Source organism: Neisseria sp. HMSC074B07 (genome assembly GCF_001810355.1).
Taxonomy (GTDB): Bacteria; Pseudomonadota; Gammaproteobacteria; order Burkholderiales; family Neisseriaceae; genus Neisseria.
On sequence record NZ_KV800966.1, the window covers coordinates 1603 to 25299 of the forward strand.

Annotated in this window: 24 protein-coding genes; 13 read left to right on the top strand and 11 right to left on the bottom strand. The window is 51.5% G+C overall.

Annotated elements, in window-relative coordinates:
- Positions 1-280: 280 nt before the first annotated feature.
- The 4 genes from HMPREF2726_RS09350 to ppc all read right to left on the bottom strand — a co-directional run bounded on the left by HMPREF2726_RS09350 (position 281) and on the right by ppc (position 5457).
- Positions 281-1627, bottom strand: coding sequence for a chloride channel protein (locus HMPREF2726_RS09350; RefSeq protein ID WP_070603130.1), 1347 nt, complete (start codon positions 1625-1627; stop codon positions 281-283).
- 37 nt (positions 1628-1664) lie between these two features.
- The gene (locus HMPREF2726_RS09355; protein WP_070603132.1) at positions 1665-2018 is read right to left on the bottom strand and encodes a hypothetical protein; all 354 of its coding nucleotides are present in this window, start codon (positions 2016-2018) and stop codon (positions 1665-1667) included.
- A gap of 81 nt (positions 2019-2099) precedes the next feature.
- On the bottom strand, positions 2100-2483 hold the full coding sequence (locus tag HMPREF2726_RS09360; protein ID WP_070603133.1) for a hypothetical protein: 384 nt from the start codon (positions 2481-2483) through the stop codon (positions 2100-2102).
- A 271-nt stretch (positions 2484-2754) separates the two neighbouring features.
- Positions 2755-5457, bottom strand: a complete 2703-nt coding sequence (gene ppc / locus HMPREF2726_RS09365) for a phosphoenolpyruvate carboxylase (RefSeq protein ID WP_070603135.1) — start codon at positions 5455-5457, stop codon at positions 2755-2757.
- Between the two features lie 262 nt (positions 5458-5719).
- Between ppc and HMPREF2726_RS09370 the strand changes: the two genes are divergently transcribed.
- From HMPREF2726_RS09370 to HMPREF2726_RS09380, 3 genes are all read left to right on the top strand, one after another.
- Positions 5720-6196 carry a cyclic pyranopterin monophosphate synthase MoaC gene (locus tag HMPREF2726_RS09370; protein ID WP_003760475.1) on the top strand — a complete coding sequence of 159 codons (477 nt, stop codon included), beginning with the start codon at positions 5720-5722 and terminating at the stop codon, positions 6194-6196.
- Between the two features lie 307 nt (positions 6197-6503).
- Entirely contained in the window at positions 6504-7259 is a 756-nt protein-coding gene (locus tag HMPREF2726_RS09375) for a HesA/MoeB/ThiF family protein (RefSeq protein ID WP_009313139.1), read from the top strand.
- 171 nt (positions 7260-7430) lie between these two features.
- Positions 7431-8099 (top strand): YcxB family protein, encoded by a 669-nt coding sequence (locus tag HMPREF2726_RS09380; protein WP_009313138.1) that lies wholly within the window; start codon positions 7431-7433, stop codon positions 8097-8099.
- A 52-nt stretch (positions 8100-8151) separates the two neighbouring features.
- Here the strand turns inward: HMPREF2726_RS09380 and HMPREF2726_RS09385 are convergent, their stop codons facing one another.
- The 7 genes from HMPREF2726_RS09385 to HMPREF2726_RS09415 all read right to left on the bottom strand — a co-directional run bounded on the left by HMPREF2726_RS09385 (position 8152) and on the right by HMPREF2726_RS09415 (position 15343).
- Entirely contained in the window at positions 8152-11073 is a 2922-nt protein-coding gene (locus HMPREF2726_RS09385; protein WP_070603138.1) for a valine--tRNA ligase, read from the bottom strand.
- A 135-nt stretch (positions 11074-11208) separates the two neighbouring features.
- A complete protein-coding gene (locus HMPREF2726_RS09390) occupies positions 11209-11502 on the bottom strand; it encodes a helix-turn-helix domain-containing protein (RefSeq protein WP_003744960.1) in 294 nt (97 codons plus the stop codon).
- A 545-nt stretch (positions 11503-12047) separates the two neighbouring features.
- Positions 12048-12827, bottom strand: a complete 780-nt coding sequence (map, locus tag HMPREF2726_RS09395; protein ID WP_003768885.1) for a type I methionyl aminopeptidase — start codon at positions 12825-12827, stop codon at positions 12048-12050.
- Between the two features lie 180 nt (positions 12828-13007).
- Positions 13008-13613, bottom strand: coding sequence for a prolipoprotein diacylglyceryl transferase (locus HMPREF2726_RS09400; protein WP_009313136.1), 606 nt, complete (start codon positions 13611-13613; stop codon positions 13008-13010).
- A gap of 100 nt (positions 13614-13713) precedes the next feature.
- A complete protein-coding gene (locus tag HMPREF2726_RS09405) occupies positions 13714-14325 on the bottom strand; it encodes a BON domain-containing protein (RefSeq protein ID WP_003760455.1) in 612 nt (203 codons plus the stop codon).
- Between the two features lie 72 nt (positions 14326-14397).
- Positions 14398-14991: a phosphoheptose isomerase gene (locus HMPREF2726_RS09410; RefSeq protein WP_009313135.1), complete on the bottom strand. Its 594-nt coding sequence runs from the start codon at positions 14989-14991 to the stop codon at positions 14398-14400.
- Positions 14992-14995: 4 nt separating this feature from the next.
- Positions 14996-15343, bottom strand: a complete 348-nt coding sequence (locus HMPREF2726_RS09415) for a YraN family protein (protein ID WP_003760451.1) — start codon at positions 15341-15343, stop codon at positions 14996-14998.
- Positions 15344-15398: 55 nt separating this feature from the next.
- Here HMPREF2726_RS09415 and rsmI point away from each other — a divergent pair, with 55 nt between their 5' ends.
- From rsmI to HMPREF2726_RS09465, 10 genes are all read left to right on the top strand, one after another.
- Positions 15399-16286, top strand: a complete 888-nt coding sequence (rsmI, locus tag HMPREF2726_RS09420; RefSeq protein WP_049225536.1) for a 16S rRNA (cytidine(1402)-2'-O)-methyltransferase — start codon at positions 15399-15401, stop codon at positions 16284-16286.
- A 409-nt stretch (positions 16287-16695) separates the two neighbouring features.
- Positions 16696-17049, top strand: a complete 354-nt coding sequence (locus HMPREF2726_RS09425; protein ID WP_070603140.1) for an ATP synthase subunit I — start codon at positions 16696-16698, stop codon at positions 17047-17049.
- Entirely contained in the window at positions 17039-17905 is an 867-nt protein-coding gene (gene atpB, locus HMPREF2726_RS09430) for a F0F1 ATP synthase subunit A (RefSeq protein ID WP_003768887.1), read from the top strand. The genes HMPREF2726_RS09425 and atpB overlap by 11 nt, the downstream gene beginning before the upstream one ends.
- 51 nt (positions 17906-17956) lie before the next feature.
- Positions 17957-18190 carry a F0F1 ATP synthase subunit C gene (atpE, locus tag HMPREF2726_RS09435; protein ID WP_003760443.1) on the top strand — a complete coding sequence of 78 codons (234 nt, stop codon included), beginning with the start codon at positions 17957-17959 and terminating at the stop codon, positions 18188-18190.
- A 71-nt stretch (positions 18191-18261) separates the two neighbouring features.
- Positions 18262-18732 carry a F0F1 ATP synthase subunit B gene (locus HMPREF2726_RS09440; RefSeq protein ID WP_003760441.1) on the top strand — a complete coding sequence of 157 codons (471 nt, stop codon included), beginning with the start codon at positions 18262-18264 and terminating at the stop codon, positions 18730-18732.
- A 4-nt stretch (positions 18733-18736) separates the two neighbouring features.
- Positions 18737-19270 carry a F0F1 ATP synthase subunit delta gene (locus HMPREF2726_RS09445; RefSeq protein WP_003760439.1) on the top strand — a complete coding sequence of 178 codons (534 nt, stop codon included), beginning with the start codon at positions 18737-18739 and terminating at the stop codon, positions 19268-19270.
- 10 nt (positions 19271-19280) lie between these two features.
- Positions 19281-20828, top strand: coding sequence for a F0F1 ATP synthase subunit alpha (atpA, locus tag HMPREF2726_RS09450; protein ID WP_003760437.1), 1548 nt, complete (start codon positions 19281-19283; stop codon positions 20826-20828).
- A gap of 24 nt (positions 20829-20852) precedes the next feature.
- On the top strand, positions 20853-21728 hold the full coding sequence (gene atpG, locus HMPREF2726_RS09455) for a F0F1 ATP synthase subunit gamma (protein ID WP_003760435.1): 876 nt from the start codon (positions 20853-20855) through the stop codon (positions 21726-21728).
- Positions 21729-21766: 38 nt separating this feature from the next.
- On the top strand, positions 21767-23164 hold the full coding sequence (gene atpD / locus HMPREF2726_RS09460; RefSeq protein ID WP_003760432.1) for a F0F1 ATP synthase subunit beta: 1398 nt from the start codon (positions 21767-21769) through the stop codon (positions 23162-23164).
- Between the two features lie 10 nt (positions 23165-23174).
- On the top strand, positions 23175-23600 hold the full coding sequence (locus HMPREF2726_RS09465) for a F0F1 ATP synthase subunit epsilon (RefSeq protein WP_009313131.1): 426 nt from the start codon (positions 23175-23177) through the stop codon (positions 23598-23600).
- The last annotated feature ends 97 nt before the right edge of the window (positions 23601-23697 follow it).

Here is a 23697-nt window from a genome sequence, read left to right on the forward strand (position 1 = left end):
CTTGTCCTGATTTAAATTTAATCCACTATATCTTCGTGGGTGGAACCTACGTTACGGATACCGAGTCAGCCAAAACCGATAGAAAGTTCAAATATGAAAGGTCGTCTGAAACCTACATCGGGTTTTCAGACGACCTTTTTGCGTCAATCATTTTCGTGGACAGAGTCCACGCTACGGCAATTGTGTTGCCAACAAACTTTGTAGCGTGGGCTTTGCCCGCGAATCGCTAAACATTTCAGACGACCTTTCCTACACCTTCCCGTATCGGCAATATCTGGCTTCACTTCTGTCCGCTTTGTTCCACCTGCCGTTTGAAGCGTGTGCCTGCGGCGTGGTAGAAGGGGCGGGGGGAGAATTGGCGGGAGACTTGTGAGGCGAAGATGCAGGCGATGAGCAGCCAGAAGAGGAGGTTTTGTCCGCCGGTCATTTCCATCACGACGACGGCGGAGGTGAGCGGCGATTGGGTGGCGCCGGCGAGGAAGGCTGCCATGCAGATGAGGACGAGGACGTGGGTGCTTTGGGCGAGTCCGGTGAGGGTGGCGATGCGTTCGCCCAAGACTGCGCCTATGGTGAGGGATGGGGTGAAGATGCCGCCGGGCGTACCTGTCCAGTAGGTCAGGATGGTGGAGAACCATTTGGCGACGGCGAGTCCGGCGGGGGCTTCGTGGATGCCGCGCAGGGCTTGGGCGGCTTCGTGGTAACCTGTGCCGTAGGTTTTGCCTTGGTAAAGCGTGCCGATGGCGGCGAGCAGGATGCCGATGAGGGCGGCGGTAATCAGGGGATGGCGGCGGATGTGTTCGCGCCATTTGGCGGGGGCGAAGGCGGTGGCACCGAGATACAGGGTGCGTCCGAACAGTCCGCCGGCGATGCCGCACGCGAGTCCGCAGCCCAATACCCAGCCGAGCATATTGTCGAGCGCGTCGCCGCTGAAGCCTGAAAAATAGGGGTTGTTGCCTTGGATGGCGACTTGGATGAAACCGGCGGCGAGGACGCCGAGTAGGATTTGCCGCTCCCAACGCAGCATGACTTCGCGCCCGAGTTCTTCGATGGCGAAAATCACGCCTGCCAGCGGGGCGTTGAACGCGGCGGCCAGCCCGCCTGCCGCGCCTGCGGCGATAAGATCGTTTTCCTGCATGCCGCGAAAGGCGAAGCCGTGTTTTTTACACCATGCGCCCCACGCGCTCATGACTGCCGCGCCGACTTGGACGGACGGCCCTTCACGCCCGACGGATGCGCCTGCGCACATGGCGAGGAAGGTCAGCGGGATTTTGAGGAGGGTTTCGCGGAGGCGGATCAGGCGGGTTTTGTTGGCGCCGTAGGGCAGGGCGAGGCTGGCGAGCACTTGCGGGATGCCACTGCCGGAGGTGTAAGGGGCGAAACGGCGGGTGATCCAGACGATGAGCGGCAGCCCTAAGGGCAGGGCGACCCAGGCAAACCAAGGATATTTTTGCACCAGCTCCGCATTCGTTTCTAACGCGAAATCCGCCATCCAAGCAAACAGGAGGGCGGTCAGCGCAACCAGCGCCGAACCTGCCAGCAGGAACAGAAAAGCGATGCTTTTACGCGAAATGCGGCGGGTTTGGCGGATTTTGTGCGTGATGTGGTAGGCGGGCGGTTTGGTCGGCATGGTATGCGGAAGTGTGGAAAAGGTCGTCTGAAAAGGGTTATTGCGGAAGGGGCACCAATGCGTTAAGAAAGCCTAGAGCGAAGGGTAGTAAAAATGCCGAAGCGATGCCGACACCCCAGTAAATAGATCGGTGCTGCGTAGGTTTGTCAGTGGTGGTGCGCAGCAGTTTGAAATAGAGTGCGAACCAGGCAGATGACACGGCGGCAGTCAGTAACAAGCTGAAGGGAGAGAAGAATGAGTAAAAAACGTAGCCTATCAGTGTCATTATCACAGCATAAAGCACGCCCGCGCCTACCGCCCATTTCCAGATGGGATAGAGCTTGTCGGGGAAGTCTAGTGTTCCTGAGGCTTGAAGTCTGCCGAATGTTAATATGAATATAATGTCTAACATGATTATTGCCTTGTGAGTAAGATTTTTTTGTTTTTCAGACGACCTCGAGGTCGTCTGAAAAAAGAGGGGGCGGCATTCAGCCTATTTCCCCGTTGGTGAATGCATAATAAATAAGTTCGCCAAATAAAACAATTTTTCGGTCAGTGGGGTTAAGGCTATACCTGAAAGAATGCCCAGTCCCCAATAGATAAACCGGCGGCGTTTCGGGTTGGACGTGGCACGCAACATTTTGAAATACAAAAGCAAGCAGCCGAACATGCAGATGGTTTGAAACAGGATGAGGGGGAGGCTGTCAATGGCTTTGGAAATCGAATCATGAACGATGATTGTCACTATGCGTATGCATAAATAAATCAAAGCCGAGCCTGCCGCCGAATGCCAAAAAGGGACGGGCGTGTCGGATGAGTCGGGTGTCCTGTGGGGTTGAAGCCTGCCGAATAACAAGATAAATACAATGTCAGACATAATGATGGCTGCCTTGACGTAAGCTGTTTTTGTTTTTCAGATGACCTCGGGGTCGTCTGAAATGTTATGGTGCGGCGATATGGGGCAATACCGCGCTAAAGTGTGTCAGTACGTTGATCATCTGCAACGCCGAAGCGGCTGCCATATCCCTGTAAACACAGTGATGTAGCAGAATAATATGGGCTTTCGCAGATAAAGCCCGCGTTACGGTTTTGCGCTTGGTCTAAAGGTCGTCTGAAACGGTTTTCAGACGACCTTTTTTCGTGCTGCCTTAACCTGTATTGCGCAAACCTTGTGCCACGCCGTTGATGGTCAGGTGCACCATCAGGAGGGTGTGCGGGTCGTGCGGGTCTTTGCGCAGGCGTTTGAGCATGGCGACTTGCAGGCCGTTGAGCGCATTCAGGTACGGAATCCGCAGGGCGAGCGAACGGGCGAGGCTGCGGTTGTCGCGCAAGAGTTCGTCGGTTTGCAAAAGGTCGAGCAGGGCTTTGCGGCTGCGTTGGTATTCTTCCTTAATCATGCCGAAGATGATGGCGGCTTTTTCGGGCGATTCGCTCAAGCCGGCGTAGTTTTCGGCGAGGGTGATGTCGGTTTTCGCCATCACTTGTTCCATATTGGAGAGCATGGCTTGGAAGAATGGGTTGTATTGCGCGTGTTCCTGCAGGGCGGCGAGGGTTTCGGGTTTGCCTTCGCACAGGCTTTCCACCGCGCTGCCGAAGCCGTACCACGCGGGCAGCATGAGGCGGTTTTGCATCCATGAGAACACCCACGGTATCGCGCGCAAATCCTGTATCCGCGCCAAGGTCTTGCGGCTGGCGGGGCGGCTGCCGAGGTTGAGGGTGGCGATTTCCTGTATGGGGCTGGTTTGCAGGAAATAGTCAATGAAGTCGGGGTGGGTAATCAGCTCGCGGTAGTATTTGAACGATACGTCCGACAATGCCTGCATGAGCGCGGGTTCGGGGTCTTTTTGATCGGGTAGCAGGCTGGCTTCGAGCGTCGCAGCGACGAGGGTTTCGAGGTTGCGCACGGCGTTGCCGGGGTCGGCGTATTTGGCGGTGATGACTTCGCCTTGCTCGGTGATGCGGATTTGTCCCGCCACGCTGCCCGCCGGTTGGGCGAGAATGGCTTGGTAAGACGGGCCGCCGCCGCGTCCGACGCTGCCACCGCGACCGTGGAACAGGCGCATACGGACATCGTATTTTTTGAAGAGTTCGACCAAACCCAATTCCGCCTGATAGAGACACCAAGAGCTGGTAACGTAGCCGCCGTCTTTGTTGGAATCGGAATAGCCGAGCATGATTTCCTGAATGTTGTCGCGGCTTTGCAGCAGGTCGCGGTACCATTCGTTGCTGAACATGGTTTCCATGACGGGGCAGGCGTTTTCGAGGGCTTCGATGGTTTCGAAGAGCGGGACGATGTTGATGCGGCTTTGCGGTTTGCCGTTTTCGACCGTCAACAGGCCGCTTTCTTTGAGCAGCAGCGCGAGCGCGAGCAGGTCGCTGGGCTGTTCGCAGTTGGAGATGATGCTTTGGGTAACGGCGTTTTCACCGAATTCGTCTTTGATGTTGCGCGCTTCGTTGAAAATCGCCATTTCGCGGCGGGTGTGTTCGCTGTAAGTGATGAACGGGCTGGACAGCGGACGCTGGTGTTTCAACTCGCGCAGCAGGACGGTTTGTTTTTCCGTTTCGGAAAGGCTGGCGTAGTCTTCCAAACCGGCGTGTTTGAAGAGTTCGGCGACGACATCGGCGTGTTTTTCCGCGTGTTGGCGCAAGTCGAGCGGCATCATGTGGAAGCCAAACACGGACACGGAGCGGATCAGGTCGGCGAGCCTGCCTTCGCCCAAAAGCGCGCTGCCGTTGTCGCGCAGGGAGCGTTGCAGCTTGTGGAGGTCGTCTGAAAACTCTTGTGCAGAGGCATAAGGCATCATGAAACCGAATTTGCAGCCCATGCCCAAACCGAGCGAGCGGGCTTTGCCCATCACGCGCGCCATGATGTAGGCGATGGCGCGGCGGTACGGCTCTTCGGTGCGGGCGATTTCTTCGTCTGGCGATTCGTCCGACAACGCCATTACGTCGTCGTTGACTTTGACGCGGCGGACGGAAAGCGGCAGCTCGCGGTAGAGTTTGTCGAGTTCGCCGCGGTAAAAACGGAACACCGCGTCGGCATGGCGGCGGAAAGCAAAACGCAGGGTCTCGGCGGAGACAAACGGATTGCCGTCGCGGTCGCCGCCTATCCAGCCGCCGATTTTTAAGATGTCGGGCACGTCCACATCAGGATAGGTCGTCTGAAACTCGCGTTCCATGCTGCGGTAGAGTTTGGGCAGCGCCTCGAAGAAACTCATCGGGAAGATGGATACGCCGTTGTTGATTTCATCGTTGACGCTGAGTTTGTGGTGGCGCGTTTCGCTGGTTTGCCATAAGCCCAATAAGATAGTGTCGATTTCGCGGCGCAATTCCGCCAGCGCGTCGGCATGGGTGCAGCGTTCGCGGCGGGGCAGGAGGGCGCGGATGCGGCGGTTGAAGTTCAACACGGTTTGGCGTTGCACTTCGGTCGGGTGCGCGGTCAGAACGGCGGTAACATTGGTCGTATTTAATTGTTTTTGAACCGCCTTGCCGCCGATTTTCGCCGCTTTGAGTTTGCGTACCGTTTCCGCCAAGCTGCCTTCCGCGCCGCCGTGCCCCGCCTCTTCGTGGATTTGGCGGCGGCGTTCGTGGTGTACGTCTTCGGCGATGTTCAGAATCTGCGCGAACAAGCCGCAGGCAAGCGTCAGGTCGTGGGTTTGCTGTTCGTCCAGTTGCGGCAAAACCTTCTCAATCAAAGCCGCGCTGTCGTCCGAAGTGGACAACAGTTTGACCGTTTCCACCACCAAAGGCGAGGCTTCTTCATGCAGGAGTTTGTACAAAGATTGTTTCAAAAATTCCGCGTCTGCCGCTAGAGCCGCGTCTTTGGGATTGTTCAGGATATGCAGTTGCATGATTTTCTCTCTTTATTTATCTTAAAAACAAACGTAAAACATTGTATAGCAGGTCGTCTGAAACCGCCATCGGAAAAGGTGTTGCAAAACACCGAAACTTGATGTAACCCGCGTCCGCACAAGTCAAGCCGTTAATTCCTTAACAAAGCCGTCCGTGCATTTCAGTCCGATTATTCTGCCGTTCGTATCCGCAGCATAGTCCGAAGCGTAGAAATCCCGTAAAATACTACGACATAAAATCCTATTTTCACGCAGGCACAGTATGTTCAACTTCAATTCCGTACGCGAAAACGACAAACGCCAACCCACCGTCCGCACCGCCGTGGCAAGCGGCTCTATCAACATGAGTACCTCCGCCATCAAAGTTTTGGCGGAAAACGCCACCCAAAACGCAGGCATCCTCAACGTCGCCCGTATCGCCGCCGTCCAAGGCATCAAGCAGGTCGGACTGCTTGTCCCGCTTTACCAGCCCCTCCCCCTGCAACACGTCCGCGTCGATTTCGATGTCGATGTCGAACTCGCCTACGTCAAAGCCACCGTAACCGTTTCCTCTGAAGTCGGCAAAAGCATCACGACCGAAGCCGTCACCGGCGTCAACATCGCCCTCATATCCATTTACGACATGATGAAAGAAGTCGACCAGTCCATGATGATGACCCGCATCCACCTCGAATCCGAAAGCGGCGGCGAACGCGGCCCGTTCGTATTCGACGATGCCTACGAAAACATCGAATTCTGATTGAACAAAAAAAGGTCGTCTGAAAACCGGTTTGAGGTTTCAGACGACCTTTGGTATGAGGCATACGGATGAATATAGTGGATTAAATTTAAATCAGGACAAGGCCATGAAGCCGCAGACAGTACAGACAGTACAGAACCGATTCACTTTGGTGCTTCAGCACCTTAGAGGAATCGTTCTCTTTGAACTAAGGCGAGGTAACGCCGTCGGTTTAAAGTTAAGCCACTATATAACAGGGGGCAAACATCGGGACGGCGTTGCCCGTTTTGCCGATTCCATCCGCGATATAACATTCAGACGACCCATCATGAACGACCACCAACTGCTCCGTTACAGCCGCCACATCCTTCTCGACGAAATCGGTATCGAAGGGCAGGAAAAAATCCTTGCCGCCCGCGTCCTCGTCGTCGGCTGCGGCGGGCTGGGTGCGGCAGCCCTCCCGTATCTTGCCGCTTCGGGCGTCGGCAAACTCATCATCGCCGACCACGACACCATAGACGATACCAACCTCCAACGCCAAACCGCCTTCACCGAAGCCGACATCGGACAAGCCAAAGCGCAAGTGATGGCAGGTCGTCTGAAAGCCGTCAACAGCGCGTGCGACATTACCGCCCTGACCGAAAAGCTGGACGAAGTCCGCCTGACCGAACTCATGCGCGCCGCCGACATCGTCCTCGACTGCACCGACAACTATCCCACCCGCCAAGCCATCAACCGCGCCGCCGTTGCCACCCGTACCCCGCTGGTTTCCGGCGCCGCCGTGCGTTTTGAAGGGCAAATCGCCGTGTACCGCCCTGATTTGCCCGACAGTCCTTGCTACGCCTGCCTGTTTGACGGCGACACCGCCGACGACGGCGCCTGCGCCCTGTTCGGCGTATTTTCTCCGTTGGTCGGCATCATCGGCGCCACCCAAGCCGCCGAAGCCCTCAAAATTCTCACCGGCGCAGGCGAACCGACACACGGCAAACTGACGACCTACAACACCCTCACCGCCAAATGGCAGACATTCCGCGTCCACAAAAATCCGGATTGCGGCGTATGCGGCAAACCGTACAAGGCGTAGTAGGAAGGTTCACTAAAAGTAATAAAAGATGCGGAAACGGTGTTTCAGACGACCTTTTCAAGAAGATTTAAGTCGTAGGAAAGGTCGGTTTTGCATCGATAAAACTGCACCACACGGCTTATTTCACATAAAATGTGATTGCCTGAATCACGAGCAATCTTGGGATGCGCTATGTACACAGAACCCCGGCAAACTGACCACCTGCAAATATCCTTCTCTCCTACTGATCAAGACAGACGCTATGCGGGAAAGCGGCTTTTGCGTTATATAGAGCCTGATTGGCGGCGCAAATATTGGTTTGGTTCGGCTGCGTTCCTGCTGATGTGGGGCATTCTATTCGTCTTTGCTTGTTGGTTGTTTAACGGCATCAACAACACCTATGTTCAAAACTGCTATCTGTTTGCCGATTCGCAAACTGACAGTTTGGAGTACTGTCTGTATAAAGCCAGAGACGACAGCAGCTCCCTATGGATAATGGCGGGTCTCATCTACGCCACCTCCATGGTGATGTATTTTGATCAGCGTTGGACATATCGCAGCTTTGCCCGCAGAGCTGCCCATCCTCTGAAAGGGCGGCGTTTCTCCCTTAGCCTTTCAGCCGAAGGCTTGACACAGGAGGAAGCAGGGCGCAACAGGCATTTTCATCATTGGGCAGGCGTGGAACGTATCATCGAAGACCAAGCATTCCTGCTGTTTTATATCGACCGTAACATCGCCTATTTTATTCCGATTGCCGCTTTTGCAGAGGCGGGAATGGATGCCCACGCGTTTTATACCCGAGCGATGGAGTTGAAGGCTGCGGCAGAGGCGACAAATCCGGACGAAATAAAGGCTACCTGAAAACCTATTTTCGGTTTTCAGGTAGCTTTTGTTCTTCAAATACAGGGCTGATTTAGTCTTTCAACTTCGCCAACTGATTTTGAACTTTCGCCATCTTATCTTCCAACTCCGCCAAATCGGCTTTGTCTTTTTCAACCAGATGCGCGGGGGCTTTTTCGGTGTAGCCGGGTTTGGAGAGTTTGGCATTGAGTTTGTCCAAGGCTTTTTGCAGCTTCTCGGCCTCTTTGCTCAAACGGGCGGTTTCGGCGGCTTTGTCGATTTCGACTTTCAGCATCAGGCGCGCGCCGTTGCAGACGGCGACGGGCGCGTCTTCGCTTTCGGGCAGGGCGGCGACTTGCTGTGCTTCGGTCAGGCGGGTCATCATCGGCAGGTATTTGAGGTAGTCCGCCAAGTCGTCCGCGCTTTCGACAAACAGCGGGGCTTTTACGTTGGGCTGGATGCCCATTTCGCCGCGCAGGTTGCGGACGGCGCCAATCAAATCCTGTAACACGGTCATTTGCTCGAAGGTCGTCTGAACGATTTGTTCGCGGTCGGCTTCGGGGAAACGGGCGAGCATGATGCTGTCGGCGGTTTTCGCGTCGCACATGGGGGCGACGGTTTGCCACAGTTCTTCGGTAATGAACGGGATAATCGGATGCAGCAGGCGCAGGGCGGCTTCGAGTACGCGCAATAAGGTATGGCGTGTGGCGCGCTGGCGGCTGGCGCAGCCGGTTTGAAGCTGCACTTTGGCGAGTTCCAGATACCAGTCGCAATAGTCGTTCCACACGAAGCTGTACAGGGTTTCCGCCGCCAAATCAAAGCGGTAGGTTTCATAGGCTTGCGTTACTTGCTCGATGGTCTGATTCAGACGGCCTATGATCCACATATCGGGGAAGGAGTAGCCGCGCGGTTCGGCGGCGGTTGCGCCGTAGCCGCAGTCTTGGTTTTCGGTGTTCATCAAGACGAAGTTGGTGGCGTTCCAGATTTTATTGCAGAAGTTGCGGTAGCCTTCGGCGCGTTTGAAGTCGAAGTTGACCGAACGACCCAAGCTGGCGTAGCTCGCCATGGTGAAGCGCAAAGCGTCCGCGCCCATGCTGGGGATGCCTTCGGGGAAGAGTTTTTTCGTGGCTTCTTCCACTTTCGGCGCGGTTTCGGGTTTGCGCAGACCGGTCGTGCGTTTCACCAGCAGCTTGTCCAAGTCGATGCCGTCAATCAAATCGACGGGATCGATGACGTTGCCTTCGGATTTGGACATTTTTTTGCCTTCGTGGTCGCGCACGATGCCGTGGATGTACACGTCTTTAAACGGTACTTTGCCGGTGAAGTGGGTGGTCATCATAATCATGCGCGCCACCCAGAAGAAGATGATTTCGTAGCCTGTTACCAAGACGTTGGACGGCAGGAAGGCTTTGAGTTCGTCGGTTTCAGACGGCCAGCCGAGCGTGGAGAACGGCACGAGCGCGGAGGAGAACCATGTATCCAATACGTCTTCTTCGCGGGTCAAGCCTGTTTTGCCGGCTTGTTTTTCGGCTTCCGCCTGATTGCGGGCAACGTAAACATTGCCTGCTTCATCGTACCACGCGGGGATTTGATGCCCCCACCACAGTTGGCGCGAGATGCACCAGTCTTGGATGTTGTTCATCCATTGGTTGTAGGTATTGACCCAGTTTTCGGGGATGAAGCGTACCGCGCCGCTGTCGACGGCTTTTTTGGCTTTTTCGGCGAGGCTTAAGCCTTTGAATTCGCTGTCGGGTTCAGGAAATAGTGGCTGACTGCGGAAAGTTATTTGACCACTACCATTTTCATGCATTTGGTTAATACGATCCATGCTAACCTTATCCAATTGGTTTGGTTTACCCTTCATAGAGACAAACCATTGGCTGGTCAGCATCGGCTCAATCACTGAGCCGGTACGGTCGCCTTTCGGCGTCATCAGCGTGTGCGCTTTGATTTCGACCAACAAGCCTTGTTCCTGCAAATCGGCAACCATTTGTTTGCGCGCGGCAAAGCGGTCTAAACCTGCGTATTTTTCAGGCAGGGCAAAGCCTGGTTGCGCTTCGCCTTTGAAGTTGAACACTTCGGCGTTTGCCAGCACTTTGGCTTCCAAGTCAAACACGTTAATCAGGCGCGTGTCGTGACGTTTGCCGACTTCGTAGTCGTTGAAGTCGTGTGCAGGCGTAATTTTCACGCAGCCGGTACCGAAGTCTTTTTCAACGTATTCGTCGGCAATCACGGGGATGGTGCGGCCGGTCAGCGGCAGGATTAATTCTTTGCCGATCAAATGGGTATAACGTTTGTCTTCAGGATTGACGGCAACGGCAACGTCGCCCAGCAGCGTTTCAGGGCGGGTGGTCGCCACGATAACGGCTTCGGCGGGATTGTCCGCCAGCGGATAGCGGATGTGCCACATAGAGCCTTGTTCTTCCACGCTTTCCACTTCCAAATCCGATACCGCCGTGCCGAGCACGGGATCCCAGTTCACCAAGCGTTTGCCGCGGTAAATCAAGCCTTGCTCATACAGGCGCACGAACACTTCGGTAACGGTTTCGGCGCGCACGTCGTCCATCGTGAAATACTCGCGCGTCCAGTCGGCAGAACAACCCACGCGGCGCATCTGCTGCGTAATCGTGCCGCCGGACACTTCTTTCCATTCCCACACTTTTTCCAAGAATTTTTCGCGCCCCAAGTCATGACGCGACACGTTTTGAGCGGCAAGCTGACGCTCGACCACGATTTGCGTGGCGATGCCCGCGTGGTCGGTGCCCGGAATCCAGGCAGTGTTGCAGCCTTTCATGCGGTAGTAGCGGGTCAGGCCGTCCATGATGGTTTGGTTGAAGGCATGGCCCATGTGCAGCGTGCCGGTTACGTTGGGCGGCGGCAGTTGGATGGAAAAAGACGGTTTGGTCAAATCCATATCGGGCTGGAAATAACCTTGGGTTTCCCAGTTTTGATAGTGTTTGGATTCGATTTCGGCGGGATTGTATTTGTCTAACATGGTAAAAAATGCTGTCTGTAAAAGGGTTTGCGGGCAAACGTCTGTTTAAAAAATAATTGCGGATTATAGCGCAAAAAGGTCGTCTGAAACGGAATATCGTTTCAGACGACCTTTTTGAAACAAATTGAAACGGGCTTATTTGCCTTTGTCGGATTTGGCTTCTTTTTTCAAGGAAGCGTACAACTCAGGGTCGCGGTTTTTCAGCAGGGAGGCAATTGCCAAGTCGTCGCGGTTTACTTTTGCCAAGTCAACGCGTTCGATGTGTACCAAGCGCAGCAGCTCGCGTACAGGTTTGGGCATATTACGACCGGATTCGTAACGTGAACCACCGGACTGAGTTACGCCGATACGGCTCCAAAAGTCCATTTGGTTCAAACCGAGTTTTTTGCGGATATCGCGGATGTTGTCAATTTTCTCAAACGACTTCATGAAAATTCCTTTTTCTTCTGTATTGTTTGTTGATAAGCAATTCTGCTTCTTCACATTGGGAAAGTGCAAATTAGTTTTCGGCAGCAAAGTTCCTTACAGGGGAAATCATTAATTGCGACATAGAAAACTATCTATACTGAATTGTTAGACAGTATATTCGAAAGAAGTTTTGTAGAATTCTTCATAAATTGGCTAAATATTTCCAAGTTAAATATTTTATAGAAGAAAAAACATTTAAAACAATAGGATAGTAATTGGGTATCGGTAATATTTTACACAAATAAACAGTCGTTTCGGGAATGTTGCGTTTGACATTATTTATTATACATAATTGTTTTGCATGAAATTATGGAGAAAGTACAGTGGAGATGGGCAAATTTGTCTATATCTCAGCCCGATGTTTAGATCTGGATTGGGTGGTCAGGAATGGTTTTGATAGAGGCAATTTAAAAGGTCGTCTGAAAACGAGGTTTGTGGGTTTCGCCAACAACCTTGTTTATATTTCAGACGACCTTTTTGCTTTGAAAGCGGGATGGTTTGACAGATTAGGGTTTGCCGGTGGCAGGGCTGATGGTCAGGATTTCGTAGCCGGTTTCTGTCACTAAAACTTCATGTTCCCATTGGGCGGAGAGGGAGCGGTCTTTGGTCACGACCGTCCAGCCGTCGTTTAGGATGCGCAGGTGGCGTTTGCCTTGGTTGATCATCGGCTCGATGGTGAAAATCATGCCGGGCTTCAGGACGACGCCTTGTCCTTTCCTGCCGTAGTGCAGGACTTGCGGGGCTTCGTGGAAACCGCGTCCGATGCCGTGGCCGCAAAATTCCTGTACGACGGAGTAGCCTGCGTTTTCGGCAACTTGTTGGCAGGCGTAGCCGATGTCGCCCAAGGTTGCGCCGGGTTTGACGGCGGCGATGCCCGCCATCATGGATTCGTGGGTGATGTCGATCAGGCGTTGGGCGATGGGGGAGACTTTTCCGACGGTAAACATACGGCTGGAGTCGCCGTGGAAGCCGTCTTTTTTGATGGTCAGGTCGATGTTGATGATGTCGCCTTCTTTGAGCGGTTTGTCGTCGGGAATGCCGTGGCAGATGACGTGGTTGACGGAGGTGCAGCAGGATTTGGGGTAGGGCGGGTTGCCGTAGTGCAGGGGGGCGGGATAGCCGCCTTGGACGTTGACGTGGTAGTCGTAAACGAGTTTGTCGATTTCGTTGGTGGTTACGCCGGGTTTGACGAATTGTCCGATGTAGTCGAGGGCTTCGGCAACGAGTTTGCCCAGTTCGCGCATTTTCTCGATTTCTTCGGGGGTTTTAATGATGATTTCGTTCATGTTGTTTCCTTGATGGTTTCAGACGACCTTGTTGCGGCACAAAGGTCGTCTGAAAGGGAAGGGGATGAGTCGGCAGCTTGCTTTTGGAACACTGCAACGAGGTGTGCGGACGTTTCGGCTTTACTTTTTGATTTGGGGCTGATGCCTGAAGTTCAAATTAAAGCCGAATGCCAGTCCGCACTAGAATAGATTGTCGATGACTTCTTTGGATTTGGAAGGAGCCTTAGGTTTCGGCGTCGGCTTAGGTGCCGGCTTGGCTGCTTCGGGTTGACGCTGTTCAGGTTTTGCCGCGGGTTTGGATTCGGCCGGCTGTTCCGACGGCGTACGTCTGTTGCCTGCTGCGGCGGGTGTGCTGCGCGGCGTTTTTTCTTCGGTATCGGGCGTTTCGGTTACAGCAGGTTTGGCGTTTGCTTTGTTATTGGCGGGTTTGTCTTCTGAGGCTTCGTCCTCAGTCGGGGCGGTGTTGCTGTTTTTGCCGTTTGATTTGTTTTTGGGCGGGATGACGGGATTTCTGGAATCGGTTTTTTCGTCGTCGTCAAGTTCGGCTTTGGCGGCAGGCTTGGTTCTGTCCTCTTCGGGAGCGCCGATGGGGCGCCAGACTTCGACAGGGGTGTCTTTGGGAACGGGTTTGTTTTTAATGGCTTCGCGTTCTTGGGAATCGTGGCTTTTGATGGTGCTGATGACGCCGATTACCAAGGCGGCAACGGCAATGATGCAGACGCCGAAAAAGGCTCCGATTAAATGTTTGGGTTTGAGTTGGAATGAGGATTTAGGGGTTTTGGACATGATAAATCGGTAAAAATGAAATCAATCGGGCGGATTGTATCGTAATAGGTCGTCTGAAACAAAATCAGGTTTCAGACGACCTGTCAGTCAAGGGGCAATCCTATGGCTGTTGGGTGTAGTTTTGATACAGGGTAACGACTTTTTGTACGCCCACGGTGGTGCTGACGCGTTGGGTAACTTTTTCTTGTTCTTCAGGCGTCAGGATACCCATCACATAGGTCACGTTGCCGTAGGTCACGATTTTGACGCGCGCCTGCGTGGTGGGCTTGAGGCCCAAAAGGGCGGTGCGGACTTTGGATGTGCCCCATGTGTCGTTGGTTACGTCGCCGAAGGTGCGTCCTTGGGGGGCAACGGTGATGTAGTTGTACACGCCTTCGGCGGCTTGTTCGGCACGGGCGATTTGTTCGACGAATTGTTTTTCGCCTTCAGTGGCGACTTGTCCGAGCAGCAGCAGGTGGCGGTTGTAGCCAACGACGTTGAGTTTGGGGGTGTAACCCTGCGCTTGGTTGTTTTGGCGCAGGTAGGAGCGGGCGGTGGTTTCGACGCGTACCGCCATTACGTTGTCGTCGGTTTGCGCGCCTGTGGTGCGGCGGTCGACGGCGGATTTGGTGCCGACTGCCGCTCCGCCGAGGAGTACGCCGACACAGCCGCTGAGTGTCAGGCTGAGGAGGAGGGCGGTCAGAACGGGTGCGGTATGACGTTTGATGTTCATATTTTTTCCTTGATGATGGGTTCGGCGGATATGTTTCAGACGACCTTTAAAAGAGGTCGTCTGAAAAAAGGCTTACATTCCTTCAAGCAACATGGAGTCGATGCAGTCGCACATGGCGTGTATCAGCAGGATATGGTTTTCCTGAATGCGGGCGGTGCGCGGGTAGGGGACGTTGAGCAGTACGTCGGTGTCTTTGAGCATAGCGGCGATTTTGCCGCCGTCGCGGCCGGTCATGGCGATGACGTGCATATCGCGTTCGTGTGCCGCTTTGATGGCCTCGATAACGTTGGCGGAGTTGCCGGAGGTGGAGATGCCGACCAAAACGTCGCCGGCACGTCCGAGCGCGCGCACTTGTTTGCTGAACACATGGTCGAAGCCGTAGTCGTTGCCGATGGCGGTCAGCGCGGAAGTGTCCGTCGTCAGCGCGACGGCGGCAAGTTCCATGCGCTCTTTTTCAAAGCGTCCGGTCATTTCGGCGGCGAAGTGCTGCGCGTCGGCAGCCGAACCGCCGTTGCCGCAGGCTAAAATTTTGCCGTCGTTCATCAGGCATTGCAGCATCAATTCCGCTGCTTGAGCAGTCGGTTCGACCAATACTTTTTCGGCTTTCTGCTTGGCATGGATGCTTTCGGCGAAATGGGCGGCAACGCGCTCTTGTAATGTCGTCATATCGTCAACCTGTAATATTCTTTATCCATTCGGGCGGGCGGTTTCCTTCTATCAGCACCGCATCGATGCGGCACGCGCTATCCGTCATGCCGTTTTGTTGCAGATAATACTCCGCAGACCGTTGCAGTTTCAATAACTTAGACGGCGAAATACTGTATGCGGCACCGCCGAAACCCTGATTTTTGCGGTATTTTACTTCAACAAACAGAATCATGTTACCGTTTTTGACAATCAAATCGATTTCGCCGTAAGCGCAGTGCCAGTTGCGCGCCACGAGTTTGCAGCCTTGCGAAAGAAGAAATGCCAGCGCGGCATCTTCGCCCGCCACCCCTTGTTTGTGGTTCAGACGCATGGAAGTTTACCCCGTATAATATCGTTATATTGTTTTCAGACGACCTGATAAAGCCATGTTTCAAAAACACCTTCAAAAAGCCGCCGACAGTATTGAAAAACGGACATTATACGTTGTCGCCACGCCCATCGGCAATTTGGCGGACATCACCCTGCGCGCACTCGCCGTCCTGCAAAAAGCCGACATCATCTGTGCCGAAGATACGCGCGTTACCGCACAGCTTCTGAGCGCATACGGCATACAGGGCAAACTCGTCAGCGTGCGCGAGCATAACGAACAGCAAATGGCGGACAAAATCATCAACCATCTTTCAGACGACCTCACTGTCGCACAAGTTTCCGACGCAGGGACGCCTGCCGTCTGCGATCCCGGTGCAAAACTCGCCCGCCGCGTGCGCGAGGCTGGGTTCAAAGTCGTCCCCGTTGTTGGCGCGAGCGCGGTCATGGGTGCATTGAGCGTCGCAGGCGTTACCGAACCCAATTTCTACTTCAACGGTTTTTTGCCGCCGAAATCCGGCGAACGGCAGAAGCTGCTTGCCAAATGGGCGCAGGCTGATTTCCCCGTCGTGATGTTTGAAACCCCGCACCGCATCGAAGCCACCCTTGCCGACATGGCGGCTCTCTTCCCTGAACGCAGCCTGACCCTGGCCCGAGAAATCACCAAAACCTTCGAAACCTTCCTTAGCGGCACGGTTACTGAAATTCAGACGACCCTGAAAAACGACGGCAATCAGGCGCGCGGCGAAATGGTGCTCATCCTCCATCCTGCGCCCCGTGAAAAACACGATACCTTGCCCGATACCGCCCAAAATGTTATGAAAATCCTCGCTGCCGAACTGCCCACCAAACAGGCAGCCGAACTTGCCGCCAAAATTACCGGCGAAGGCAAAAAAGCCTTGTATGATTTGGCGTTGGAGTGGAAACGGGTTTCAGACGACGTTTGAAGGTGGGGTCGTCTGAAAAAAGAGGGATGGGCAGTTGTTGAATGATGATGGTATTAATGTGGGTTATGTCCTGAATCACAGAATATTCTGCGAAAAGAAAATCCGCCAAAGACTTGCCTGATTTTTATCGTTTTATTTTAAACGAAATAAAACAGAAACCCTTATAAAGCCTGATGTCGAAGGTCGTCTGAAACGTTCAGATGACCTGCTTTTAGAATCAAGATGAAAATATTGAAAATTCTGCAATCTAATGTCTGTAATTGTATGTAATGCGTGATATAATGCGAACTCTTTGCCTTACGTTAAGGCAAAGTTGGATATGAACTCACAAAGATTAACATATTGCTTGACGTTCATAGGCTTCTTGATTATATTTAGCCTCGCATTACTGTCGGGATTTCCCGTTTTTATGAAGCAGATTCTCATCTTACAAATTCTGGTTTTGACAGCGGTTGCGCTGATTAGCGCCGCATTTTCAGGTTTGGCAGGATTTTGGTCTGCTGTCGCAGGCGGGTTTTCCTATCTTATTCCCTCCGCTTTCGCGGTTTTACTTTTAAAACTTTCCAAGTGTAACCCTTTGTATCATGGTAAAGCGTTCATTATTGGGGAAGTTTTAAAAGTAGTGCTGTCGCTGGTAATGATGCTTGCCGTATTCGCAGTTTGGCATCAGTCTTTGATATTCTTTCCGTTCTTGTTCGGATTGCTCGGTGTCAGCCATTTGGTTTTTTTAGTATTGTTGAGAGTGAAGCATTATGGCAGGTGACAAAATTACTGCTACTGATTACATCACGCACCACTTGCAAAGTTTGACCAGCCTTTCCGATGTCGCTAAAGGACAAGGCTTGGATAATATTGCTGATTTTTCTTTTATTAATATTGATGCAATATTTTTCTCTGTATTGTTGGGTGTAATCGGAAGTTTCCTACTTTTGCGTGGGGCCAGGAAGGCGACGGCGGGTGTGCCCGGACGTTTTCAGGCTGCCGTCGAGATTTTGTTTGAGTTTGTGGATGATATGTGTAAAAGCATTATTCACAATGAGCAATCTCGAAAAGCCATTGCTCCGTTAGGCTTGACGCTGTTTGTATGGATTTTCCTGATGAATGCCATGGATATGCTGCCGGTCGATTTGTTCCCGTGGCTGTGGCAAAACATTACCGGTAACCATCATGCATTGTTGCGTATTGTACCGACCGCAGATTTGAATACCACATTAGCGTTGGCTATCGGTGTCTTGGTGATTTGTATTTATTACAATATAAAAATCAAAGGTATCCGTGGTTGGATTCATGAGTTGTTCAGCGCTCCATTCGGTGCCAAACTTGCTCCCGCCAACTTCCTTTTGAATCTGGTCGAATTCCTCTCTAAAACAGTTTCTCACGGTATGCGGTTGTTCGGTAACATGTATGCCGGCGAGCTGGTGTTCCTTCTGATTGCTTTGCTGGGTGGCGCTTGGGCGACATCTGGAAGCGTTGAAGTGTTGGATCCGATTCTGTTTGGTTTCCACATCCTTGCCGGATTGGCATGGGCGATTTTCCATATCTTGGTGATTACCCTGCAGGCATTTATCTTTATGGCCTTGGCGTTTGTCTATATCGGACAAGCTCATGATGCACATTAATTTATTAGGTAGTTTTTCATTAACTTTCTTTGTTTTCTCAAGGAGTAAAAAATGGGTTTGGTAGCAATTGCATGTGGTTTGATCGTAGCATTGGGTGCATTGGGTGCCTCTATCGGTATCGCAATGGTCGGTTCCAAATATCTGGAGTCTTCTGCTCGTCAACCTGAATTGATTGGTCCGCTGCAAACTAAATTGTTCCTGATTGCTGGTCTGATTGATGCTGCATTCCTGATTGGTGTAGCTATTGCACTGTTGTTCGCCTTCGTTAAACCATTTGGTGCATAATCAAACGGCGTGATCCGTCTAGGTACAGACTTCGGTCTGTTTGATTAACACTAGTACGAAGGTTAACTAACGTGAATATTAATGCAACCTTATTCGCTCAAATCATCGTCTTTTTCGGTTTGGTTTGGTTTACCATGAAATTCGTGTGGCCGCCAATCGCAAAAGCATTGGATGAGCGTGCCGCAAAAATTGCCGAAGGCTTGGCTGCTGCCGAGCGCGGTAAGAGCGATTTTGAACAGGCAGAGAAGAAAGTTGCAGAACTCTTGGCTGAAGGGCGTAACCAAGTTTCCGAAATGGTAGCAAACGCCGAAAAACGTGCCGCCAAAATCGTAGAAGAAGCGAAAGAGCAAGCTACTGTCGAGGCAGTGCGGATTACAGCACAAGCTAAAGCTGATGCCCAGCAAGAAATGAATCGTGCACGCGAAGTTTTGCGTGAACAAGTTGCTGCGTTGGCGGTTAAAGGTGCAGAGTCTATTTTGCGCAGTGAAGTAGATACTTCAAAACATGCGCAGCTGCTCAGCGCTTTAAAACAGGAGCTGTAATCTTATGGCTGAGTTCGCAACGATTGCCAGGCCTTATGCGAAAGCATTGTTTAATCTGGCGCAGGAAAAAAACCAAATTGAGTCTTGGTTGGGCGGACTGGAAGAATTAGCCGCGGTTGTTCAAAATCAGAAAGTAATTTCTTTTCTTGAGCAACCTGAAATCAATACTTCTGAAAAGGTAAATGTACTTGCCGAACTCGTTGAATTAAAAAGTGATGAATTGAAGAATTTCATTACTGTTCTGGCAGAGCAAAAACGTTTGCCTGTATTGCCTGAAGTCTATGCTCAATATCAAGCTTTAACCTTGTCATTCAATCATACTAAGTCCGCTGTAATTTACAGTGCTTATCCATTGACTGAAGATCAATTGGCTGAGTTGGCTGAAATATTGAAAAAACGCTTTGACAGTAAGTTGCAGATTACAACTGAAGTCGCGCCTGAATTAATTGGCGGTGTCAAAGTTGAAGTGGGTGACCAGGTCTTGGATTTGTCGGTGCGGGGTAAATTGAATGCCCTGTATGCGACTATGACAAATTAGGAGAGTTTTCATGCAGCTTAATCCTGCTGAAATTAGCGATTTGATTAAAGCTAAAATTGAAAATCTGTCTGGAAATACAGAAGTACGTACCCGTGGTACGGTTATTTCTGTAACAGACGGTATTGTTCGTATTCATGGCTTGTCAGACGCAATGCAAGGTGAGATGCTCGAATTCCCGGGTAACACTTTCGGTTTGGCGATGAACTTGGAGCGTGACTCCGTCGGCGCCGTAGTGTTGGGTGAATACGAACATATTAAAGAAGGCGACACAGTTACTTGTACCGGCCGTATTTTGGAAGTACCTGTCGGCCGTGAATTGGTTGGTCGCGTTGTAGATGCATTGGGTCGCCCGATTGATGGCAAAGGCCCGATCAACACATCTTCCACAGCGCCAATCGAAAAAATTGCACCGGGTGTAATTGCCCGTAAATCAGTTGACCAGCCTATGCAAACCGGTCTGAAGGCCATTGACTCAATGGTTCCGATTGGTCGCGGTCAACGTGAGCTGATCATTGGTGACCGTCAAACAGGTAAAACAGCCGTAGCATTGGATGCTATTGTCAACCAAAAAGGTACGGGCGTTATCTGTATTTATGTTGCAATCGGTCAAAAAGCATCTTCTATTGCCAACGTAGTACGCAAATTGGAAGAGCATGGCGCAATGGAACACACTATTGTGGTTGCGGCGACCGCTTCTGAAGCTGCTGCTCTGCAATATATCGCACCTTATGCAGGTTGTACGATGGGCGAGTTTTTCCGCGATCGCGGTGAAGACGCATTGATTGTATATGATGACTTGTCCAAACAAGCTGTTGCTTACCGTCAAATTTCCCTGTTGCTGCGCCGTCCTCCCGGTCGTGAAGCATATCCTGGCGACGTTTTCTATCTGCACTCCCGTTTGTTGGAGCGTGCTGCCCGTGTAAATGAACACGAAGTTGAAAAACTGACCAATGGCGAAGTGAAGGGCAAAACAGGCTCTCTGACTGCATTGCCGATTATTGAAACGCAAGCCGGCGACGTCTCTGCATTCGTACCGACAAACGTGATTTCGATTACCGACGGTCAGATTTTCTTGGAAACCGACTTGTTTAACGCCGGTATCCGTCCTGCGATTAATGCCGGTATTTCGGTATCGCGCGTAGGTGGTGCTGCGCAAACCAAAGTAATTAAAAAACTGGGTGGCGGTATCCGTTTGGCACTTGCCCAATATCGTGAGTTGGCAGCCTTCTCGCAATTTGCTTCCGATTTGGATGAAGCTACACGCAAACAGCTGCAACACGGTGAAGTGGTTACTGAATTGATGAAGCAAAAACAATTCAGCACGTTGGATACAGCCGAAATGGCTTTGACCTTGTGGGCCATTAATAATGGTTCTTACGAAGATGTACCGGTATCCAAGGCACTGGCTTTCGAAGCAGAATTTTTGAGCTTTGTACGCACTCAGCATCCTGGTGTTTTAGAAGCAATCAATGCATCAGGTGCGATGTCCGATGAAAGCGAAAAAGCATTGACTGAAGCCATGAATTCTTTCAAATCTTCTTATGCTTACCAAGCTTGAGAGCTGAAATGAAAGGAGTCTGAAATGGCAGTCGGAAAAGAGATTCTCACCAAAATCCGTAGTGTTCAAAATACTCAAAAGATCACTAAAGCGATGCAGATGGTGTCAACCTCTAAAATGCGGAAGACTCAGGAACGGATGCGCTTGGCGCGTCCGTATGCCGAAAAAGTACGGACAGTTATGAGTCATTTGGCGCGAACCCATGAAGATCACGGTATTAAATTATTGGCACCTCATCGTGAAACACGTCGGGTAGGTTTCATTTTAATCACCTCTGATAAAGGTCTTTGCGGTGGTTTGAACGCGAATGTTTTGAAGAAATTCTTAGCGCAAGTCCAAGAATACCAAGAACAAGGCATTGAAGTTGATGTCGTCTGTTTAGGTAGTAAAGGTTTGGCAGCTTGTCAAAACATCGGTTTGAACGTTATTGCCAGTGCGATTAATTTGGGTGATACCCCAAAAATGGAATTGCTGCTTGGTCCATTGACTGAAATCTTCCAACGTTACGAGAAGCATGAGTTGGATAAAATACATTTAGTATATTCGTGTTTTGTGAATACCATGCGTCAAGAACCACGATTGGAGGTTCTGCTGCCTATCGGCGAAAATGTGATAGAAGACGAGGAGAGTTATTCTTCATTCAGTTGGGAATACCGTTATGAGCCAAGTCCTGTCGCTGTGTTGGAATATCTGGTTCGCCGCTATTTAGAGTCTGTGGTTTACCAAGCATTGAGTGACAATATGGCATCTGAGCAAGCTGCGCGTATGGTGGCAATGAAAGCAGCCACCGACAATGCAGGCAATGCCATTAAAGAGTTGCGTTTGGTATATAACAAATCGCGTCAAGCTGCGATTACCACGGAATTGTCAGAAATTGTAGCAGGTGCGGCGGCAGTTTAATGTCGTCTGAAACCTGAACAGGAAATTAGGATACGATAATGAGCCAAGGCAAAATCGTACAAATTATTGGTGCGGTAGTTGACGTGGAGTTTCCGCGTGATGCCATTCCGCGTGTTTACGACGCCCTGAAATTGGATGCAAACGGCCTGACTTTGGAAGTACAACAGCTTCTGGGTGACGGCGTAGTCCGTACTATTGCAATGGGTAGTTCGGATGGTTTGAAACGCGGCATGACTGTAAGCAATACAGGTGCGCCGATTACAGTGCCGGTAGGTAAAGGCACTTTGGGACGTATTGTCGATGTATTGGGGACGCCTGTTGATGAAGCAGGTCCGATTGATACCGACAAACACCGTGCCATCCATCAGACAGCTCCGAAATTTGACGAACTGTCTGCGACTACTGAGCTGTTGGAAACTGGTATTAAAGTGATTGACTTGCTGTGTCCGTTTGCCAAAGGCGGTAAAGTAGGTCTGTTCGGTGGTGCCGGTGTAGGCAAAACCGTCAACATGATGGAATTGATTAACAACATCGCCAAAGCGCATAGCGGTTTGTCCGTGTTCGCAGGTGTGGGTGAGCGTACCCGTGAAGGTAATGACTTCTACCACGAGATGAAAGATTCCAACGTATTGGACAAAGTAGCGATGGTTTACGGTCAGATGAACGAACCTCCGGGCAACCGTCTGCGTGTAGCCTTGACCGGTTTGACGATGGCCGAATACTTCCGTGATGAAAAAGACGAAAGCGGCAAAGGCCGTGACGTATTGTTCTTCGTGGACAATATCTACCGTTACACCCTGGCCGGTACCGAAGTATCCGCATTGTTGGGCCGTATGCCTTCAGCAGTAGGTTACCAACCGACATTGGCTGAAGAAATGGGTCGTTTGCAAGAGCGTATTACCTCTACCCAAACAGGCTCCATTACTTCTATTCAAGCCGTATATGTACCTGCCGATGACTTGACTGACCCGTCTCCTGCAACGACATTTGCCCACTTGGACGCTACTGTCGTATTGAGCCGTGATATTGCCTCCTTGGGTATTTACCCCGCAGTTGACCCGCTCGATTCCACTTCGCGCCAACTGGATCCGATGGTATTGGGTCAAGAACACTATGACGTAGCCCGCGGCGTACAATCTACCCTGCAAAAATACAAAGAATTGCGCGATATTATTGCTATTCTGGGTATGGACGAATTGTCAGACGAAGATAAACTGACCGTGATGCGTGCGCGTAAGATTCAACGCTTCCTGTCGCAACCGTTCCACGTTGCCGAAGTATTTACTGGCTCTCCCGGCAAATATGTATCGCTGCGTGACACCATTGCCGGCTTTAAAGCTATCTTGAACGGTGAATACGACCATCTGCCTGAACAAGCTTTCTACATGGTAGGCGGTATCGAAGAAGCGGTCGAGAAAGCGAAAACCTTAAACTAAGGAGGTCGGCATGAGCATTATGCGAGTTGAAGTGGTAAGTAGCGAGCAGAACATCTATTCAGGCGAAGCCAGTTTTGTAGTGGTTCCGACTGTTCAAGGTGAGCTCGGTATTTATCCGCGACACGAGCCGATTATGAGTTTGGTACGTCCCGGTGCATTGCGTTTGACCGTGCCGGGCGAAACCGAAGAAGTGCTTGTTGCCGTTTCCGGCGGAGTGCTGGAAGTGCAGCCCAACCAACTTACTGTGTTGGCGGATGTTGCCGTACGCAGTTCCGAGATGGATCGGGAGCGCGCGGAAGCTGCCAAGAAAGCGGCGGAAACCGGCATTTCTCAAGCCAAAGACGATAAATCGCTGGCTGAAGCACACAAAGCCTTGGCCGCAGCGATTGCCCAGCTCAAAACCTTGGATTATCTTCGTTCGCACAAAAACAAATAAGCAGATTTGCTTTACAAAAAGCACGGTTGATTACCGTGCTTTTTATTTTTTGGATTGACTGGAAAATATAGTGGATTAAAATTGCAATGATACGGCG

Excerpts from the sequence above, each read along its gene's own strand:
- HMPREF2726_RS09350 (WP_070603130.1), bottom strand. The coding sequence starts at position 1,627 with ATGCCGACCAAACCGCCCGCCTACCACATCACGCACAAAATCCGCCAA.
- HMPREF2726_RS09355 (WP_070603132.1), bottom strand. The coding sequence starts at position 2,018 with ATGTTAGACATTATATTCATATTAACATTCGGCAGACTTCAAGCCTCA.
- HMPREF2726_RS09360 (WP_070603133.1), bottom strand. The coding sequence starts at position 2,483 with ATGTCTGACATTGTATTTATCTTGTTATTCGGCAGGCTTCAACCCCAC.
- ppc (WP_070603135.1), bottom strand. The coding sequence starts at position 5,457 with ATGCAACTGCATATCCTGAACAATCCCAAAGACGCGGCTCTAGCGGCA.
- HMPREF2726_RS09370 (WP_003760475.1), top strand. The coding sequence starts at position 5,720 with ATGTTCAACTTCAATTCCGTACGCGAAAACGACAAACGCCAACCCACC.
- HMPREF2726_RS09375 (WP_009313139.1), top strand. The coding sequence starts at position 6,504 with ATGAACGACCACCAACTGCTCCGTTACAGCCGCCACATCCTTCTCGAC.
- HMPREF2726_RS09380 (WP_009313138.1), top strand. The coding sequence starts at position 7,431 with ATGTACACAGAACCCCGGCAAACTGACCACCTGCAAATATCCTTCTCT.
- HMPREF2726_RS09385 (WP_070603138.1), bottom strand. The coding sequence starts at position 11,073 with ATGTTAGACAAATACAATCCCGCCGAAATCGAATCCAAACACTATCAA.
- HMPREF2726_RS09390 (WP_003744960.1), bottom strand. The coding sequence starts at position 11,502 with ATGAAGTCGTTTGAGAAAATTGACAACATCCGCGATATCCGCAAAAAA.
- map (WP_003768885.1), bottom strand. The coding sequence starts at position 12,827 with ATGAACGAAATCATCATTAAAACCCCCGAAGAAATCGAGAAAATGCGC.
- HMPREF2726_RS09400 (WP_009313136.1), bottom strand. The coding sequence starts at position 13,613 with ATGTCCAAAACCCCTAAATCCTCATTCCAACTCAAACCCAAACATTTA.
- HMPREF2726_RS09405 (WP_003760455.1), bottom strand. The coding sequence starts at position 14,325 with ATGAACATCAAACGTCATACCGCACCCGTTCTGACCGCCCTCCTCCTC.
- HMPREF2726_RS09410 (WP_009313135.1), bottom strand. The coding sequence starts at position 14,991 with ATGACGACATTACAAGAGCGCGTTGCCGCCCATTTCGCCGAAAGCATC.
- HMPREF2726_RS09415 (WP_003760451.1), bottom strand. The coding sequence starts at position 15,343 with ATGCGTCTGAACCACAAACAAGGGGTGGCGGGCGAAGATGCCGCGCTG.
- rsmI (WP_049225536.1), top strand. The coding sequence starts at position 15,399 with ATGTTTCAAAAACACCTTCAAAAAGCCGCCGACAGTATTGAAAAACGG.
- HMPREF2726_RS09425 (WP_070603140.1), top strand. The coding sequence starts at position 16,696 with ATGAAGCAGATTCTCATCTTACAAATTCTGGTTTTGACAGCGGTTGCG.
- atpB (WP_003768887.1), top strand. The coding sequence starts at position 17,039 with ATGGCAGGTGACAAAATTACTGCTACTGATTACATCACGCACCACTTG.
- atpE (WP_003760443.1), top strand. The coding sequence starts at position 17,957 with ATGGGTTTGGTAGCAATTGCATGTGGTTTGATCGTAGCATTGGGTGCA.
- HMPREF2726_RS09445 (WP_003760439.1), top strand. The coding sequence starts at position 18,737 with ATGGCTGAGTTCGCAACGATTGCCAGGCCTTATGCGAAAGCATTGTTT.
- atpA (WP_003760437.1), top strand. The coding sequence starts at position 19,281 with ATGCAGCTTAATCCTGCTGAAATTAGCGATTTGATTAAAGCTAAAATT.
- atpG (WP_003760435.1), top strand. The coding sequence starts at position 20,853 with ATGGCAGTCGGAAAAGAGATTCTCACCAAAATCCGTAGTGTTCAAAAT.
- atpD (WP_003760432.1), top strand. The coding sequence starts at position 21,767 with ATGAGCCAAGGCAAAATCGTACAAATTATTGGTGCGGTAGTTGACGTG.
- HMPREF2726_RS09465 (WP_009313131.1), top strand. The coding sequence starts at position 23,175 with ATGAGCATTATGCGAGTTGAAGTGGTAAGTAGCGAGCAGAACATCTAT.